The sequence below is a fragment of the Psychrobacillus mangrovi genome (assembly GCF_037104765.1).
Classification (GTDB): domain Bacteria; phylum Bacillota; class Bacilli; order Bacillales_A; family Planococcaceae; genus Psychrobacillus; species Psychrobacillus mangrovi.
Genome location: NZ_JBAWSY010000002.1, coordinates 423,706 through 438,975, shown reverse-complemented (window position 1 = coordinate 438,975; position 15,270 = coordinate 423,706). Strand labels below are relative to the sequence as shown.

The 15,270-nt window shown below is 36.6% G+C and carries 12 protein-coding genes, 1 pseudogene and 1 riboswitch; of the genes and pseudogenes, 6 read left to right on the top strand and 7 right to left on the bottom strand.

The window, feature by feature from the left end; genetic code table 11:
- Positions 1-145 precede the first annotated feature (145 nt).
- From WAX74_RS05170 to WAX74_RS05160, 3 genes are read left to right on the top strand one after another with little or no spacing between them, the layout of a single operon-like run.
- A complete protein-coding gene (locus WAX74_RS05170) occupies positions 146-1,183 on the top strand; it encodes a hypothetical protein (protein WP_336496594.1) in 1,038 nt (345 codons plus the stop codon).
- A 34-nt stretch (positions 1,184-1,217) separates the two neighbouring features.
- Positions 1,218-3,095: a hypothetical protein gene (locus tag WAX74_RS05165; protein WP_336496593.1), complete on the top strand. Its 1,878-nt coding sequence runs from the start codon at positions 1,218-1,220 to the stop codon at positions 3,093-3,095.
- Between the two features lie 16 nt (positions 3,096-3,111).
- The gene (locus WAX74_RS05160; RefSeq protein ID WP_336496592.1) at positions 3,112-3,717 is read left to right on the top strand and encodes a class D sortase; all 606 of its coding nucleotides are present in this window, start codon (positions 3,112-3,114) and stop codon (positions 3,715-3,717) included.
- Between the two features lie 101 nt (positions 3,718-3,818).
- On the opposite strand, the gene WAX74_RS05155 is transcribed toward WAX74_RS05160, so the two are convergent.
- The 3 genes from WAX74_RS05155 to WAX74_RS05145 are packed head-to-tail and all read right to left on the bottom strand — an operon-like array spanning position 3,819 to position 7,232.
- Positions 3,819-4,925, bottom strand: coding sequence for a 5-methyltetrahydropteroyltriglutamate--homocysteine S-methyltransferase (locus tag WAX74_RS05155; RefSeq protein WP_336496591.1), 1,107 nt, complete (start codon positions 4,923-4,925; stop codon positions 3,819-3,821).
- A gap of 1 nt (position 4,926) precedes the next feature.
- A complete protein-coding gene (metC, locus tag WAX74_RS05150; RefSeq protein WP_336496590.1) occupies positions 4,927-6,114 on the bottom strand; it encodes a cystathionine beta-lyase in 1,188 nt (395 codons plus the stop codon).
- Positions 6,111-7,232: a methionine biosynthesis PLP-dependent protein gene (locus WAX74_RS05145; RefSeq protein ID WP_336496738.1), complete on the bottom strand. Its 1,122-nt coding sequence runs from the start codon at positions 7,230-7,232 to the stop codon at positions 6,111-6,113. Before WAX74_RS05145 ends, metC begins: the two co-directional genes overlap by 4 nt.
- An 82-nt stretch (positions 7,233-7,314) precedes the next feature.
- Positions 7,315-7,421, bottom strand: a riboswitch (SAM riboswitch).
- 403 nt (positions 7,422-7,824) lie between these two features.
- On the opposite strand from WAX74_RS05145, the pseudogene WAX74_RS05140 reads away from it, so the two are divergent.
- Positions 7,825-7,962 (top strand): annotated as a pseudogene (locus WAX74_RS05140) (IS3 family transposase); the annotation flags it as partial.
- A 97-nt stretch (positions 7,963-8,059) separates the two neighbouring features.
- Here WAX74_RS05140 and WAX74_RS05135 read toward each other — a convergent pair.
- From WAX74_RS05135 to WAX74_RS05125, 3 genes are all read right to left on the bottom strand, one after another.
- Entirely contained in the window at positions 8,060-9,775 is a 1,716-nt protein-coding gene (locus WAX74_RS05135; protein ID WP_336496589.1) for a GMC family oxidoreductase, read from the bottom strand.
- Positions 9,776-9,821: 46 nt separating this feature from the next.
- A complete protein-coding gene (locus WAX74_RS05130) occupies positions 9,822-10,583 on the bottom strand; it encodes a gluconate 2-dehydrogenase subunit 3 family protein (RefSeq protein ID WP_336496588.1) in 762 nt (253 codons plus the stop codon).
- A 74-nt stretch (positions 10,584-10,657) separates the two neighbouring features.
- Positions 10,658-10,915 carry a hypothetical protein gene (locus WAX74_RS05125; protein ID WP_336496587.1) on the bottom strand — a complete coding sequence of 86 codons (258 nt, stop codon included), beginning with the start codon at positions 10,913-10,915 and terminating at the stop codon, positions 10,658-10,660.
- 401 nt (positions 10,916-11,316) lie between these two features.
- Here WAX74_RS05125 and tatA point away from each other — a divergent pair, with 401 nt between their 5' ends.
- Positions 11,317-11,520, top strand: coding sequence for a twin-arginine translocase TatA/TatE family subunit (gene tatA, locus WAX74_RS05120; protein ID WP_336496586.1), 204 nt, complete (start codon positions 11,317-11,319; stop codon positions 11,518-11,520).
- A gap of 422 nt (positions 11,521-11,942) precedes the next feature.
- Here the strand turns inward: tatA and WAX74_RS05115 are convergent, their stop codons facing one another.
- On the bottom strand, positions 11,943-13,685 hold the full coding sequence (locus WAX74_RS05115) for an ABC transporter ATP-binding protein (RefSeq protein ID WP_336496585.1): 1,743 nt from the start codon (positions 13,683-13,685) through the stop codon (positions 11,943-11,945).
- A 121-nt stretch (positions 13,686-13,806) separates the two neighbouring features.
- Here WAX74_RS05115 and WAX74_RS05110 point away from each other — a divergent pair, with 121 nt between their 5' ends.
- Entirely contained in the window at positions 13,807-15,252 is a 1,446-nt protein-coding gene (locus tag WAX74_RS05110) for an ABC transporter permease (protein WP_336496584.1), read from the top strand.
- Positions 15,253-15,270: the final 18 nt, after the last annotated feature.

Below are 15,270 nucleotides of genomic sequence, written 5' to 3'. Positions count from 1 at the left end.
CCGAGAAAGAGAAAACCAAACTCTAACATATAATAGTCCTTATTTTTACTAAATTTTGTATTCTATTTAGGTTTGATTAATCTATAATAAGGAAATATAAAAAATAGTCAGAATTATTAAATATAAAAGGTGAGGAGGTGAAAAGGTGAAAAATAGATTACTAGCCTTATTGTTAGGTTGCTGTTTGTTTTTACTGTTTCCCGTTCAAGTATTCGGAGAGGAGAAGAGTGGATTACTTGAAACAAATGTATATCATCTTGTTGGGACGACAGGGGAGGTTGTTAATTCAGTCCAATCTATTGGTAGCGAGCCCCTTTCAGAAGAAAGTCTTTCAGATCAAAAACATGATACTGATGGTAGAACTGAAGCACAGGAAAGAACAATTCCGGTTATCGAGGAGATAGTAGCAGAAGTTACAAGCAATACCGACTCGATTACTACAGTTGTAATAGATGATGATGACGAAACAATCGAAGCTAACCCTGAAATACAAGTTGTGACTCCTGTACTTCGAGAAACACAAGAGACCATAAAGAGGTTAAACACTGAGATAAAGAAAACAGTCGTATCTGGTAATGAAGAAGTTAATGATTTAGTAGAAAAGGGACTAAATACAATTCCCCAAAAAAGTCCTAAGAAAGATACCTTGTCGAATCAATGGCGCACAAAAATTCCGATTACGCCAATTAAGATAATGGAAGTTGAAACTAATCAGACGCTCGAAATTGATGATACTACTGAGAAAGTAGTAATTTCGACTAACTCACTTGATAAAGTAGAAATCTTTGAAAACCAGGTGATGAAAAGTGATAAGGGAATAATGGATGGAGAGATTTTCTTAAAGATTGAAAACACTTCAGCTTTAAAAGAGGACAATACTTCCCTTAAGAAAGCAAAGAATCAGAAAGATCCTGAAGCCCCAGTTCTTCCATTTATCCCATTAGCACAAGAGCTCATATTTATTCAAACTACGAATCCAATAGGAAATGGAAATTCAAAAGTAGCATCAACTAGTTTTACATTTTTTACTGGGAGTGACATAGTAGTTGGAGCATTGCCATCTGAAAAACTAATGAAAGAATTGAGACGAAAGAAATGGTATCACAAAAATAGCTATGCGATTATCCAATGGATTCATACACCTTTGAGGAAACCACCCGAATCAATCCTTTTTTATACATGATAATAAATCATATTTAAAAAAGGAGAGAAAATGAATGAAAAAGTATTGTTGGAAGCTTTCTTGGATTCTTCTCGGGATCTTTGCATTGGTATTATTGGTACCATCTATTGTCGTTGCGGAGGAAAATGATTCACAATCCTTTCAGTTGGAGGTAAATATATTAAATAACGACACTGAATATGCAGAAATTGTGGATGTAGAAGTAACAGATTTACAAGGTGTCAATGAAATAAATGTAGAGATTCCTAATTCCGATGAAGAAGGTAAAAATGTGGAAGCAGTTGCTAATGTAACTGCGACAGAAGAATTAGTGGCTGTTGAAGCGAATGTGATTGCTCAATCTAATTCAACAACAACTAGTGAACAAGAAGTGATTGATATCGCATCAGATGAAGTCGATGTAGAGGCTCTAAATCAGAAGGAATCTTCAAGTTTTACAGCTGTATCCAGTGAACAAGCAGTTGTCGACGTAAGAATTGAAGAGTTAATCCAAACGGATGATGTAGATGTGGAAGTACTGAAAGAGGAAGAATCGTCAACTGCAGCATCTAAATCTAGTGAAGAAGCAGTTGTCGACATAGGGATTGAAGATATAATCTTGACGGATGATGTAGATGTGGAAGTACTTAAAGAGGAAGAATCATCAACTGCAGCATCTAAATCTAGTGAAGAAGTGCTTGTCGACATAGGGATTGAAGATAAAATCTTGACGGATGATGTAGATGTGGAAGTACTAAAAGAGGAAGAATCATCAACTACTACAGTTAAATCTACTAAAGAGGCAGGAGTTCATTTGGGAATAATAGATTTACCTCTTCTCGATACTTTACATGTTGGAGTGCTTGAAGATCATCAATTTTCACAAACTAATAGAGAAATTTATTCGAACTCGAAACTATTAACAGTGGGGCTAAATGATGGAAGCCCATCTGCTTCTGATAAAACAATTTTAGATGATTTGGAATTGAATGTTTTAGAGGATAGTAATAAGGAAAACGATTCTATTAAAATGGACAAGTCATCAGTTGTAGGTATTGAATTAGTGAATCGTCAGCTAGGGGACTTAGCTGCATTTGTTATATTGGATGAATCAGTACAAAATGAGAAGGTTACTTCTAATGATAGAGGTGTCATTGAAATAGCTAGTAATGAGTTACCTTTAGCTAATGGCATTCATTTAGGAGTGCTTGATCAACACGACACTAGCAACGATGGAAGCAACTCTTTTTCAGAAGGTGTTTTACAATTAGATGTATTATCTGATGTATTAGATGAAATCAGTGTAGATGTATTAACAAGTGAAGGTCAAACAACAAGTAATGATGGCACTATTCAAAAAGACAATGCAGCCTCTTTGAGATTCAATAATAGATTGTTGGATAACGCAGTTAGCATACTTCCAAGAGTAAGTTCTGCGTCTGCGCCATCTGTTAATAATCCAACTAATCCTAGCGATAATTTAGTGGAAGATCCTGAAACAATTATTGGGGATGTACCTGGTATAAATGACGAAGATGGATCAGTTAGTGAGGCCGAAAATGAAGGAACAAATAACGAAAACAGCAAAGGAACAAATGGAGATTCTTCTGAAGAAACGACAAAAGGTACAACGGAAGAATCAAGTGAAGATTTAAATGAGAATCTTGGCTCCGACAGTGATGGGTCAACAGATGAAAATGAAAATCTTTACGGTAGCGGAGTAGGAAGTGAGGAGGAAGAAAATAATCAAAGTGTTGCAGTTGGTTCAGGTTCGGATTTCAATGGTGGAAATGGGAATAGTGCTTTGAGCGATAGTAACTATTTCTCGGGTTCTTCATTACCGAAAACAGGTGGATTTTTCACTGGCATTATGCTGTTAGTTATAGCTATAAGTTTATTTGGCGGCGGATTGACTATACGTAAATTCGCTTAAGGAGGCCAAGCTAATTATGAAAAAGTCCTTAGGCAATATAATGATTGGTTTGGGTCTCGTCATTCTTATACTAGTTGGCTATGGAATGATGGAACATAAGCGACAACAAAATGAATTGATTCAATCCTTTACGGCAATAAAAACAGAAGCAGCAACGAATGACTCGATTGATAAAACAATAGGACAAGCAATGAATTCTCCGAAACAAGAAACAAGAGAAAATGATGTAGTAGGGATATTGAAAATTCCAGAAATTGAGTTGGAGGCACCGGTTTTAAAAGGAGCAACGACAGATAATTTGAATAAGGCACTTGGGATGATTAATGGTCTTGATGATCCGGGCACTTTAAATGGAAGTACAGCGATTGCTGGTCATCAGTCCCATGTGTTTGGACAGTTTTTTAATCGTTTGAATGAACTAAAAATAGGTGATCGATTTGAACTGGAGACAAGTACAGATACATTGAATTTTAAAGTATTTAATATTCAAGTCGTTAAACCGGAAAATGTAGAAATTTTGATGAGACAAGAAGGTATATCTTTGCTATCGCTTGTCACTTGCTACCCTGAAAGATCTAATCAGTTTCGACTAGTTGTACAAGCAAAGAAGGTGGAGGATTAATCTCTAAAAAAGTGTGCGATCTCTTAAAGAATCGCACACTTTTTTAGTTTAGCTATTTTAATGAGAAAAGGTTGCTCTTATCTAAACTTCACCACGATGCTTTATTTCCAAACGTCATCTGCAATTTGCACGACATGGCCAATTTTATCCCATTGTTCTTCTTCTGTAAGAATGTTTCCTTCCTCCGTAGAAGAGAAGCCACATTGGGGGCTCAAGCATAACTGGTCTATAGGTACATATTTCGTAGCTTCTGCAATTCTTGCTTTTACTAGTTCTGCATCTTCTAAAGCACCGTGTTTGGAAGTAATTAAACCTAGTACGATATATAAATCAGGACGATTAACATGACGAAGCGGTTCAAAGCTGCCAGATCGCTCATCGTCAAATTCTAAGAAAAGACCGTCTACATTTAATCGACCAAAGATTGTTTCAGAAACCAACTCATAGCTTCCACTCGTAATATAAGTGGAACGGAAATTACCACGGCAAATATGCATCGTTACAAGCATATCATTAGGTCTTTTTGCAATAGATTCATTGATCGCGCGAGCAGAAAGTTGAAGCGCATCCTCCAAATCTAAACCTCGTTCTTTTAGAGAAGTAATACCTTCCTCAGAGAAAGAAGTTGCCCAAGAAGTATCATCTATTTGAAGGTAGCGGCACCCTTCATCATACAGCGCTTGAATAAATCCTTGATAAGCAGTGATTAAATCTTGAAACAATTCTTCGTCACTGCTGTAAATACCTTCTTCAATCGTTGCTCGATAGTAGAGCATATTTGGACTAGGGATAGTAAACTTCACAACAGAGTCGCCAGCAACACTTTGTAAAAACTTGAAGTGTTCAATCATGTAATGTGAGCTAAAACCGATTTTACCTGTTACTTTAATGCCATGTGCTCTAGTCTGTACTCCTTTAAAGGAGAGTCCTTTGTCTGTTTCGTAAAACTCTACTCCATCCAGGCCTCCTAGAAAGTCAAAGTGCCACCATTTACGACGGAATTCACCATCAGTAATGGACTTCAGACCAGCGTTTATTTGCTTTTCAACAAGCTTTGTAATTTCTTCATCTTCAATTTGTTTTAATTGTTGTGCAGAAATTTCTTCGTTTTCATATTGTAAACGTGCTTGCTTTAAACGTTCTGGACGTAAAAAACTTCCTACGTGATCTGCTTTAAAAGGTGCGTTAAGTACTAATTGATTTGTCATATTAAATTCCAACTTTCTCTTTTTGTTTTGCAGCTACTTGAAGCGCTTGATCGAAGTCTGCTATTAAATCATTTACATTTTCTATTCCGACCGAGAATCGAAGCAATCCATCTGTAATTCCTCGTTTTTCCCGTTCATCTATCGGCATTGCGGCATGAGACATCTGTGCAGGGTGGGATAGAATGGATTCCACTCCGCCAAGGCTTACAGCAAAAACAGGAATTTGAAGGCTTTCCACGAATGCTTTTGCAATTGCCTTAGTAGGTAAACGGAACGAGAGGACAGCCCCAGGACTTGTTGCTTGCTGTGCATGAATTTCAAATCCAGGATGCGTTGATAGACCTGGATAATACACTTCTTCTACTAATGAATGATTCGTTAAATAGTTTGCAATTTGTTGAGCAGAATCTGCTGATTTTTCAAATCGGACACTCAATGTTTTAATTCCTTGAATAAGTGAAAATGAATCCTGGGCACCTAAAATCGCACCAAACGAATTTTGTAGGAATGCTAATCGTTTTCCTAGTTCCTCATCTTTTGTAACAGCAAGACCTGCAATTATATCACTGTGTCCTGATAAAAATTTAGTAGCGCTATGTAATACTACATCTATACCAAGGTCAAGTGGACGTTGGTATAGTGGTGTCATAAATGTATTGTCTAAAAAGGTTAGGCAATTGTTGTCTTTAGCTAGCTCCACGATACCAGCAATATCAGTAATTCCTAAACATGGATTGGAAGGTGTTTCGATATAAATCAATTTTGTATTTGATCTAATTGCAGAAGCTACGGCTTCTAAATTAGTGAAATCGACAAATGTATGCTCAATTCCAAGACGAGGCAAAACCTCGGTTACAAAACGAAATGTCCCTCCATACACATCTTCAGTAATAACAATATGATCGCCTGCGGATAGGAGCATGAATGCGGAAGAGATTGCAGCGATTCCAGAGGCGAAGGCCAATCCTCGAGTGCCACCTTCTAGTTCTGCAATCGTTTTTTCTAAAGCATCTCTCGTTGGGTTTCCAGAACGGCTATAATCGTAGGGCCCAAATTCATCAAAGCTTTCTTGATGGAAGGTAGAGGAAAGGTAAATCGGTACATTGACAACACCAGTTTTTCGCTCGGAATACTCACGAGTTGATGCCACGACAATACTTGTTTCTAACGACTCTTTATAGACACTCATTTTACGGACACCTCACTTTCCAATACTGCAAAAACTTGTTTTAAGTCGTCAATTATATCCTCTGCTTCTTCAATACCAACAGAGAAGCGCAATAGGCTATTATCGACACCGCGTGCTGTACGTTCTTCTTCTGGAATTTCCGCGTGTGTTTGAGTAGCTGGATAGGTGATAAAACTTTCAACTCCTCCAAGGCTTTCTGCAAAAACGATTAATTGAAGATTTTGAAGAAATGGATTAACCCATTCACTTTTTTGTAAGCGAAAAGAAAGCATTCCGCCTTTCCCAGAATATAAAACATCCTTTACTGCCGATTCCTCTTGTAAGAATTTCACAATCTTTTTTGCATTTGCATCATGCTGTTTCATTCGTAAGTGAAGTGTTTTTAACCCTCTTATTAATAACCATGAATCAAATGGAGAAAGAACTGCACCTGCTGCATTATGATTTATTAATAATTTTTCGCTTATTTTGGTGCCCTTAGAAACAACAAGACCAGCAAGGACATCGTTATGGCCACCGATATATTTCGTTGCACTATGAAGAACTATATCCGCACCAAGTTCTATTGGTCGTTCTAAGTAGGGGGTTAAGAATGTGTTATCCACGATTAATAGTAGTTGATGTTCTTTTGCTAATATCGCATATTGCTGAATGTCAATTTCTTGCATTAATGGATTAGTAGGTGTTTCGATAAAGATTGCCTTTGTGTTTGTAGTAATGAGGTTCTCTACTTGTTCAACCGATTCAAACTTTGAATAGGATGTGCGGATATTATAGGAATCTGCGTATTGGTTAAATAAGCGATAAGTTCCACCGTAAAGATCCTCTGAGGCAATCAGTTCATCTCCCGATTTAAATAAAGATAATACTAATTGAATTGCTGCCATTCCGGAACTACAGGCAAAGCCTGCATCACCAGCCTCTAGTTTTGCAATACCTTCTTCCAATATAGCTCTTGTAGGGTTTTTTGTACGTGTGTAGTCATAACCTGTTGATTGACCAAGTCCTGCATGCTTGTATGCGGTAGATAAATAGATTGGTGGATTTACAGCTCCTGTCCTTGGATCACTTTGGTTTCCTAATTGTACTAGCTTAGTTTCTATACTCGTTTTAGACATCATTATTCATCCTTTGCTATTAAAATAAAAAAGAGGATTCTCTAATAAGAAGAGAATCCTCAATAAAATACTGAAGTTAGTCTTCTTATCTTCAAGACGATCAACGTCTATTGGAATTAGCACCACACCTTCATTCGGCTGGTTGCTGAGACATCTTCGGGCCAATCCCTCCGTCTCTCTTGATAAGAAATAAAATATAAAATTTTCAAAAAATTGATTTAAGTTAGTTTATCATGCGATGTATATTAATACAAGGTCTTTTTAAAATAGAATCCCTAAATAGTACATAAGGAGGTACATAATTTTTCGGTATAGAAACCTAATGCCCTTTGGAGACTTCTACTAATTTTGATTGCGCCTATTGATACCTATCTTTTTTCCAATTTTCCTCCATTAATGACCTTTTTTCATTGCTTCAATTTTAGGAATTGGAATTGCTGGTAGTAGTGATTTTGTTTATTGGTGAAATCATTGCTCATACTGTGATGAAACGTCCATAAGTTAGTGGGCAAGATGTGAGATGTTAGAACAAGAGATTGACGTCGTAAACAATGTGACAATATTAAAAAACATTAGAACAGCACCAGGTCAAAAGAGTATGTCACGTAAGGATAACTGTTTAAACAATGCAGTCATTGAGAATTATAAGACTATCTATTGCAATCACAAACGAATGAAGGCAAAGTTAAAAGACCTAAGTCCAGTAGAGTACCGAACTCAGGTCCTTTAAAGGAGCCTAAAATATTTGTCTAACTTTATTGGGTTAGATATATAAAGAAGCGAGTAGCTTTTTGTTGTTGTCTAATTCTATGAAATGTAATGATTAATTAAATAAGTGATCCGCCTTTTTCCATATACTTAAGAATACCTTCAGCTGCACGGTAAGATAATGCACCTACTGTACCAGTTGGATTGTATCCAGCGTTTTGTGGGAAAGAAGATGCCCCTACTACAAATAGATTTTCTACATCCCACATTTGAGAGTAATTGTTGACTGCAGAAGTTTCAGGATCTGCACCCATTATTACACCACCAGTATTATGGGTAGATTGGTATTCAGCCACATTGTATGGTCCAAGATCTCTACTAGTATCGATGTGATCTGCACCCATTTCTTTGAGGATTCCTTCACACTTATCAGCCAAGTATTTCGTCAATTGACGGTCTTGTTCTTCGAAGTCAAAAGTAATTCGAACTAATGGATCCCCAAATGCATCTTTATAAATAGGATCCAGATCAAGGAAATGTTGTTTATAAGCCATAGAAGCGCCTTCACCTTTGACAGTTAAGGATGCGTTTGTATATTTTATAGAAGCATCCTTAAATTCTTTACCCCAAGACTTAGTGCCTGATGGGACTTGATTATTTGCGATAGGTCTTTGCCCAGTTTGTCCAAGGATAATCATGCCTCCGTGGATAAAATCTAAATCGGAGTGGTCGAAATTATCTCCATTATAATCATCGATTATCATTCCTAAACCGCCGGAACCAAGAAAGTTGTTGAATTTATGCTCATCGAAGTATCCTGTTGAACTACCTTTACGAATTTGGTAAGCATAGTTTTTCCCAATGACTCCAGTACCTGTGTTTGGATCATATGGTCTTCCAATACCAGATAATAGAAGAAGACGAACGTTTGTAAATACATATCCTGATAATACGACAACATCCGCAGATTGCTCGAATTCTTCACCGGTAATTAAATCTGTGTAAAGAACTCCAGTAGCTTTTCCGTTTGAATATAAGATACGACGTACTTCAGAATGTGGACGAATTTCAAAGTTACCCGTAGCTTTTGCAACTGGCAGTACAGTTACACCAGGTTCTGCTTTTGCTCCGTATTCACAGCCGAAACGCTCACAGAATCCGCAATACTGACAAGCTGCTCGAGAAATTCCATCTGGGTTTGTATAGTTTTCTGATAGATTGGCAGACGGTTGTACGTAAGGGTGATAACCCATTCGTTTTGTTGCTTCATCAAACAAGCGCATCGCTTCTGTTTTTTTCATCGCTGGAGTAGGGAATGGGTTAGAACGTTTACCACCTAGTGGATTGTCCTCACCAGAAATCCCCGCCATTTTTTCGTATTGATCATAATAAGGCTCAATCTCATCATACGTAATACCCCAGTCTTGAATAGTCATGTCAGCAGGTATTTTATCCGCACCATATTTTTCAATCGTTTTAGAGCGTAATTCAAAATCGTATGGTAGAAAACGGAAGTTTTGACCGTTCCAGTGTGCACCGGAACCACCAACACCAACTCCAAGTAAGAACGAACCATATGATCGCATCGGAAGAGAACGCATTTTGTCGTTGTTACGGAAAGTAATCGTTTCTTTTGAAAGATCTTGCATCATTTCATGGCGAACTGCATATCTAAGTTCGTCATGCGCCATATAATAATCTTCTGTTTTTCTATCTTTGCCTCGCTCTAATCCAACAACTTTTTTACCTTGTTTTGTTAGCTCAGCTGCGATGATACCAGCAGACCAGCCAACACCTATTGTGACAACATCTACTTTAGGTAATTTTGTTACCATTATTATTTCCTCCTCAATCGTTAAGCTCTATGTGGTTACGATATTATTAATGTTTGTGTTGAGAATTTAATGCCATTGGTTCAATTTTAGTAAATTCTTTTTCAACGATATCTAAATAGCTCATTTGATGACCTGGGAAGTTTTTCATCTTCCATCCTTCCATATTTGCATTACCACCATATAATGGGTCAGCATAAGCTCCTTCAATTGTTGCAGTACGTAAAACTCCAAAGAAGTGAGCAGAAGATACTCCTTTAAGTTCCACTTTTCCATCAGCAAATTCTGTTAATATTGCATCTTGTTCTTCTTCTGATAGCTCAACGAAAGATTTGTCATATGTTTTTAAACTTTCATCTTCTATCCCTTTCAAGCCAATTTCAAAAATTTGTTGTCTATTCTGACGACCTTGATAGCCTTGGGTAGCTTCACCGGGGAAGAAAGGACCTGATGTATATTCTTTTGATCCCATACCCCAAGCACCTGATAGTTGATGGTCAATATAATAAGCAACTAATAATTCTTTCGCTCCAGGACCGTTTTCATCTGCAGGGAAAATTCTTTCTGCTGCTGCTTCCGTAATTCGATATTGATCCGGCGTAAAGTACATTAAAGCAACGTTTGCATTTGAAGCAGTACCTGTCGAGTGATCTTGCGTTTCGTTAGTTGTCGTTTTTTCTTCTTTCGTTAAAAGACTACCAAGTGCACCACCTAGAACAACCCCACCAACTGTTAATCCCGAATTTTTAATGAACGTACGTCTAGAAGAACGTTTATCTAAAAGGGGAGCATTTTTTTCCTGTTCTGACATAATATAACCTCCAGTATGAATTAGTAGAAAATCGAGTTTATTTATTTAATTAGGTAAATAACAAGCAAAAGAAATTAATGAACAATGGTATGCCAGTTGTAAACTAATGAGAATAAGATAGTACAAACCAATAAAGAAGCGATAAAGTACAGATGTTTTGTGCCAGTCCAGCAAAGAACTATAATAGCTAGACCAATACCTGCACCTAATAATGCAAACCAGGGAAATGCATTATTTTTTAAAAAAAGAAGTAGTGCAAAATCTGCGACGATAAATAACGCAAAAAGAACTTGGTTTAAGATTTTAAGTTCTTCTAAATTGTATTGAGACAAATGGAATCTCCTCTCCTGTTTTTCTAGTTAATAAAAAGTATTAACTATAATTATTATTTAAAAATATAGATTCAAAACAACCATACTTATTCTACTATAATTTTTCATACTTTGGTCACATTTTGTCGAAGTTTTTTAATTCTGAAAATTGGATAGTGAGGTTTATATGCAAAAAGTCGGGCTTTGTATCAAAAATACTATTCAAGTACAAATCAATTCCTTCTAAAGGGTCTAATTTAAATATTTTATCGCCTAGAGATTTTCCGCATCTATTTATTTACAAATTGAAACGAAGGAGTATAATGTGTAATTGATACAAGACAACCAATATTTTTTAAGAAAAACAACTATTGAGTAAAGCCACATGATTAATATATAGACAGTTATGAGGAGGAAACACCATGCCAAATATCGGTGTACCAGGTTTAATCATTATTTTAATAATTGCTTTAATCGTGTTCGGTCCAAAAAAGTTACCTCAATTAGGTAGAGCAGTTGGACAAACGTTAAAAGAATTCAAAAACTCAACGAAAGATATCGTGGACGATGTAGCAGATGAATTTAAATTAGACGATAAAGAAACTGAAGCTAAAAAGAAAATCTAATATAAACAGCCAACTATTTTAGAAATGATCTGCCCCGTAAATGTTAGACATCAGTCCAACATTTACGGGGGTTTTTTAATGGCTCATATTTACAATAGAGGAAAGAATATAAAAGACCTAAGTCCGGTAGAGTACCGAACTCAGGTCTTAAAGCAACCTAAAATATTTGTCTAAATTTTATTGGGTCCACTTCATCTTTGCGCTAGCGTTAAGGTAGGAAGGCTAAGAGCGCCAAATCGTGTGGCAACGCCTTCATGATCACCATCCTGTTGGCCTAAGGCTTAGCGACTGCTCGCTGAAAGCGACCGCCTGAAAAAATGGAAATCAACAGTATTATTAAACCGGGTGTAATAAAGGGCCAAATATTGAATAGATAACTAAAGACCGTGGAAACCCACGGTTTTTTTTGCCTGAAAATGTACTTAATTTCTTGGTATAGCAACCCAATGCCCTTTGGAGACTTCTACTAATTCTGATTGTGACAATTGGTACTTATCTTTTTCCCAATTTCCTTCCATTAATGACCGCTTTTTCTTTGCTTCAATTTTAGGATCAGGAATGGGAATTGCTTCTAGCAGAGATTTTGTGTATGGATGTAATGGGTTAGAATACAATTCTTCACTTTCTGCCAACTCGACAATTTTTCCAGCATACATGACTGCTACTCTATCACTAATATGCTTGACCATCGACAAATCATGGGCAATAAAGAGATAGGTAAGTCCTAAACGATGCTGAAGGTCTTCTAGTAACTCAACTATTTGTGCTTGGATAGAAACATCTAATGCAGACAATGGTTCATCACAAACGATAAAATCAGGTTCTACAGCAAGAGCACGAGCTATTCCAATTCTTTGTCGCTGCCCACCTGAAAACTCATGTGGATATCGCATTGCATGCTCCGGTTTTAATCCAACCATAATGAGCAATTCTTCTATTCTATTTTTTCTTTCCTCATTGTTTTTACTCAACCGATGGATATCAAGTGCTTGCCCTATAATATCAAGGACTTTAAAGCGTGGGTTTAATGATGAATAGGGATCTTGAAAAATCATTTGCATATGACGACGCATCGTTTTCAATTCATTTTTGTTTAATCTATTAATGGCTATACCCTGGTAGAGTACATCACCATCAGTAGGTTCGTGAAGCCGCAATATAGCTCGACCAGTTGTAGATTTTCCGGATCCCGATTCTCCTACTAAGCCTAATGTTTCGCCTGGTTTTATAAAAAAGCTGATATCATCGACTGCTTTTAATACATTGCCTTTTCCAGTATTAAAATGTTGTTTAAGAGATCTAACATCGAGCAATGGTTTTCCTTCTTCTATTCCAATGGTGCGAAGAGGGGGGCGTTTAGGTTTTTTCTTTTGATCCAGACGAGGAAGGGCATTAAGCAATCTCTTGGTATAAGCATGTTGAGGATTTTCAAAGATTTCCTCTGTTGTTCCAGTTTCAACAATTTCCCCATCTTTCATTACTGCGACCCGATCACACATACCTGCGACAACTCCTAAATCGTGGGTGATCAAAATAATGGATGTTCCAAAACGTGTCTGCATATCTTTCATCAAATTTAATATTTGTGCTTGAATCGTTACATCAAGCGCTGTAGTAGGTTCATCTGCAATTAGTAAATTAGGACGACAAGCAAGTGCAATAGCGATCATCACACGTTGACGCATACCCCCAGAAAATTCATGCGGATATTGATTAAAACGTTCTTCGCTATTTTTAATGCCTACAAGGTTAAGTAGTTCAATTGCTTGTTTGTATGCTTCTTTTTTAGATAACTTTTGATGTTTGATTAGGCTTTCAGCAATTTGCTTTCCAATTCGGATAGTAGGATTTAGAGAGGTCATAGGATCTTGGAAAATCATACTAATATCTCTTCCGCGAATACTTTCCATATCTTTTTCTGGCTTATTCACCAGGTTTTCACCGAGGAACTCAATTTCTCCATTTTTCAACAAGGAAGGGGGTGAGGGAAGAAGTCTCATGATGGATCGGGCTGTTACACTTTTTCCACTACCAGATTCCCCTACAATACCTAAAGTTTCCCCTTTATTCACTTCAAAACTGACACCTCGTACAGCTTCAAATTCTTTGTCGCTGGTTAGAAACGAGATATGTAGATCTTTTACTTTTAAGACCGTCTCCAACATAAACACCTACCTAATTCTATATATGTAATTAATTAAAAGCCATTGACTTAATAAAAGTTCGAATCTATACTATACTATACCACTAGGGTTTATACAATATCGGGAAGGAGGTAAATTTTCATTGGGTTTAATTAAAGAGCTATCGTTCAATCCAGGTATTTCTAATCATCTTTCATTCGTTTTTGGTAAATTGATGAAGAGAGTGCCGTTTAAATACTTGTTGATAATTTTAGGATTTCCGTTACATTTTATCACTTTTTTGTATTACCAATTGAAAAAGAAGAACGATACATATTCTATTATTTATGAAAAAATGAATGCTTCCTTGAAAAGTTCTGGTCTTAAAGAAGAGCTGAAAAGAGAATTTACAGACCAATATGTCCGCAAGTACGCTTTTTTTCGTGAAAAAGTAAATGAACAGGAAATGGAAAGAGAAGTAGAAAAGCTTACAGAGGAAAGATACTCAAAAATACTCTCTGAAAAGATAGAAGAGCAGTATGAACAAGATGGATTAAAAAAGCTAACCTATGTTTCCTATTTTCAAAGTTTACTCAATCAAAAGTCATTTTTAGTTGTTTCATTTATACCCGGAATACTTATGTATCTATTGCTAGTTTTGTATAGCAATCCGTTTGTTAAGTTTATCTTTGAACGACTAATTATGAGTATATTTGTTATAGCGGGTGTATCCATTCTAGTATTTACTATTCTGTACTTATCTCCTTTTGATCCTGCAGCAAATCTCCTTGGAGAAGCAGCGACAAAAGAGCAAATAGCCGCTTTCAATCGGATGCATGGATTGGATCAGACTTACTTGGCTCAATTATGGGACGCACTAAAAGGAATAGCTATGTTCGATTTAGGAGCTTCATTTACTGGAAATGAAGAAGTAGCCACTAGTATAGCTAATAAGTTTCCAATTACCTTAACAATTGCAATTTTTTCATTGTTAATGGCGATTGTTATTGCAATACCGGTAGGAATTATCTCAGCTACTAGACAAAATACGTTTTTAGATTATTCATTCATGTTTATTGCTTTAATAGGATTATCTATTCCTAACTTTTGGCAAGGTTTAGTATTTATTTTGAACTTCTCGATAAAATTGCAGTGGTTACCTGCTACTTATAATCCTCAAAATTTGTTGTCGATCATTATGCCGGTGATTGTTCTTGGGACTGGTCTGACGGCATCCGTTGCAAGGATGACACGATCCGCCATGCTAGAAATCATTAATGAGGATTATATTATTACAGCAAAAGCCAAGGGGCTAAACGAAAGACAGGTACTTTGGAAACATGCAGTTGGAAATGCGATGATTCCTATTATTACAGTAATCGGTTTACTGTTTGGAGGTATGCTCGGCGGGGCAGCAGTAACCGAGAAAGTGTTCAATATTAGTGGTTTAGGAAGTTATATTGTAGATAAACAATTCGTTCCGGATATACCAGCCATTATGGGTGGGGTAATTTATATTGCCATAACAATATCATTAGTAAATGTGCTCATCGATATTTTGTATGCGTTTTTTGACCCTCGCATTCGATCTAAGATGAAGCAACTGTAAAGAGAAGTAGGTGTAAAG

What these genes read in the sequence shown, in the direction of transcription:
- WAX74_RS05165 (WP_336496593.1), top strand. Translation starts at nt 1,218, where the DNA reads ATGAAAAAGTATTGTTGGAAGCTTTCTTGGATTCTTCTCGGGATCTTT.
- WAX74_RS05160 (WP_336496592.1), top strand. Translation starts at nt 3,112, where the DNA reads ATGAAAAAGTCCTTAGGCAATATAATGATTGGTTTGGGTCTCGTCATT.
- WAX74_RS05155 (WP_336496591.1), bottom strand. Translation starts at nt 4,925, where the DNA reads ATGACAAATCAATTAGTACTTAACGCACCTTTTAAAGCAGATCACGTA.
- metC (WP_336496590.1), bottom strand. Translation starts at nt 6,114, where the DNA reads ATGAGTGTCTATAAAGAGTCGTTAGAAACAAGTATTGTCGTGGCATCA.
- WAX74_RS05145 (WP_336496738.1), bottom strand. Translation starts at nt 7,232, where the DNA reads ATGTCTAAAACGAGTATAGAAACTAAGCTAGTACAATTAGGAAACCAA.
- WAX74_RS05135 (WP_336496589.1), bottom strand. Translation starts at nt 9,775, where the DNA reads ATGGTAACAAAATTACCTAAAGTAGATGTTGTCACAATAGGTGTTGGC.
- WAX74_RS05130 (WP_336496588.1), bottom strand. Translation starts at nt 10,583, where the DNA reads ATGTCAGAACAGGAAAAAAATGCTCCCCTTTTAGATAAACGTTCTTCT.
- tatA (WP_336496586.1), top strand. Translation starts at nt 11,317, where the DNA reads ATGCCAAATATCGGTGTACCAGGTTTAATCATTATTTTAATAATTGCT.
- WAX74_RS05115 (WP_336496585.1), bottom strand. Translation starts at nt 13,685, where the DNA reads ATGTTGGAGACGGTCTTAAAAGTAAAAGATCTACATATCTCGTTTCTA.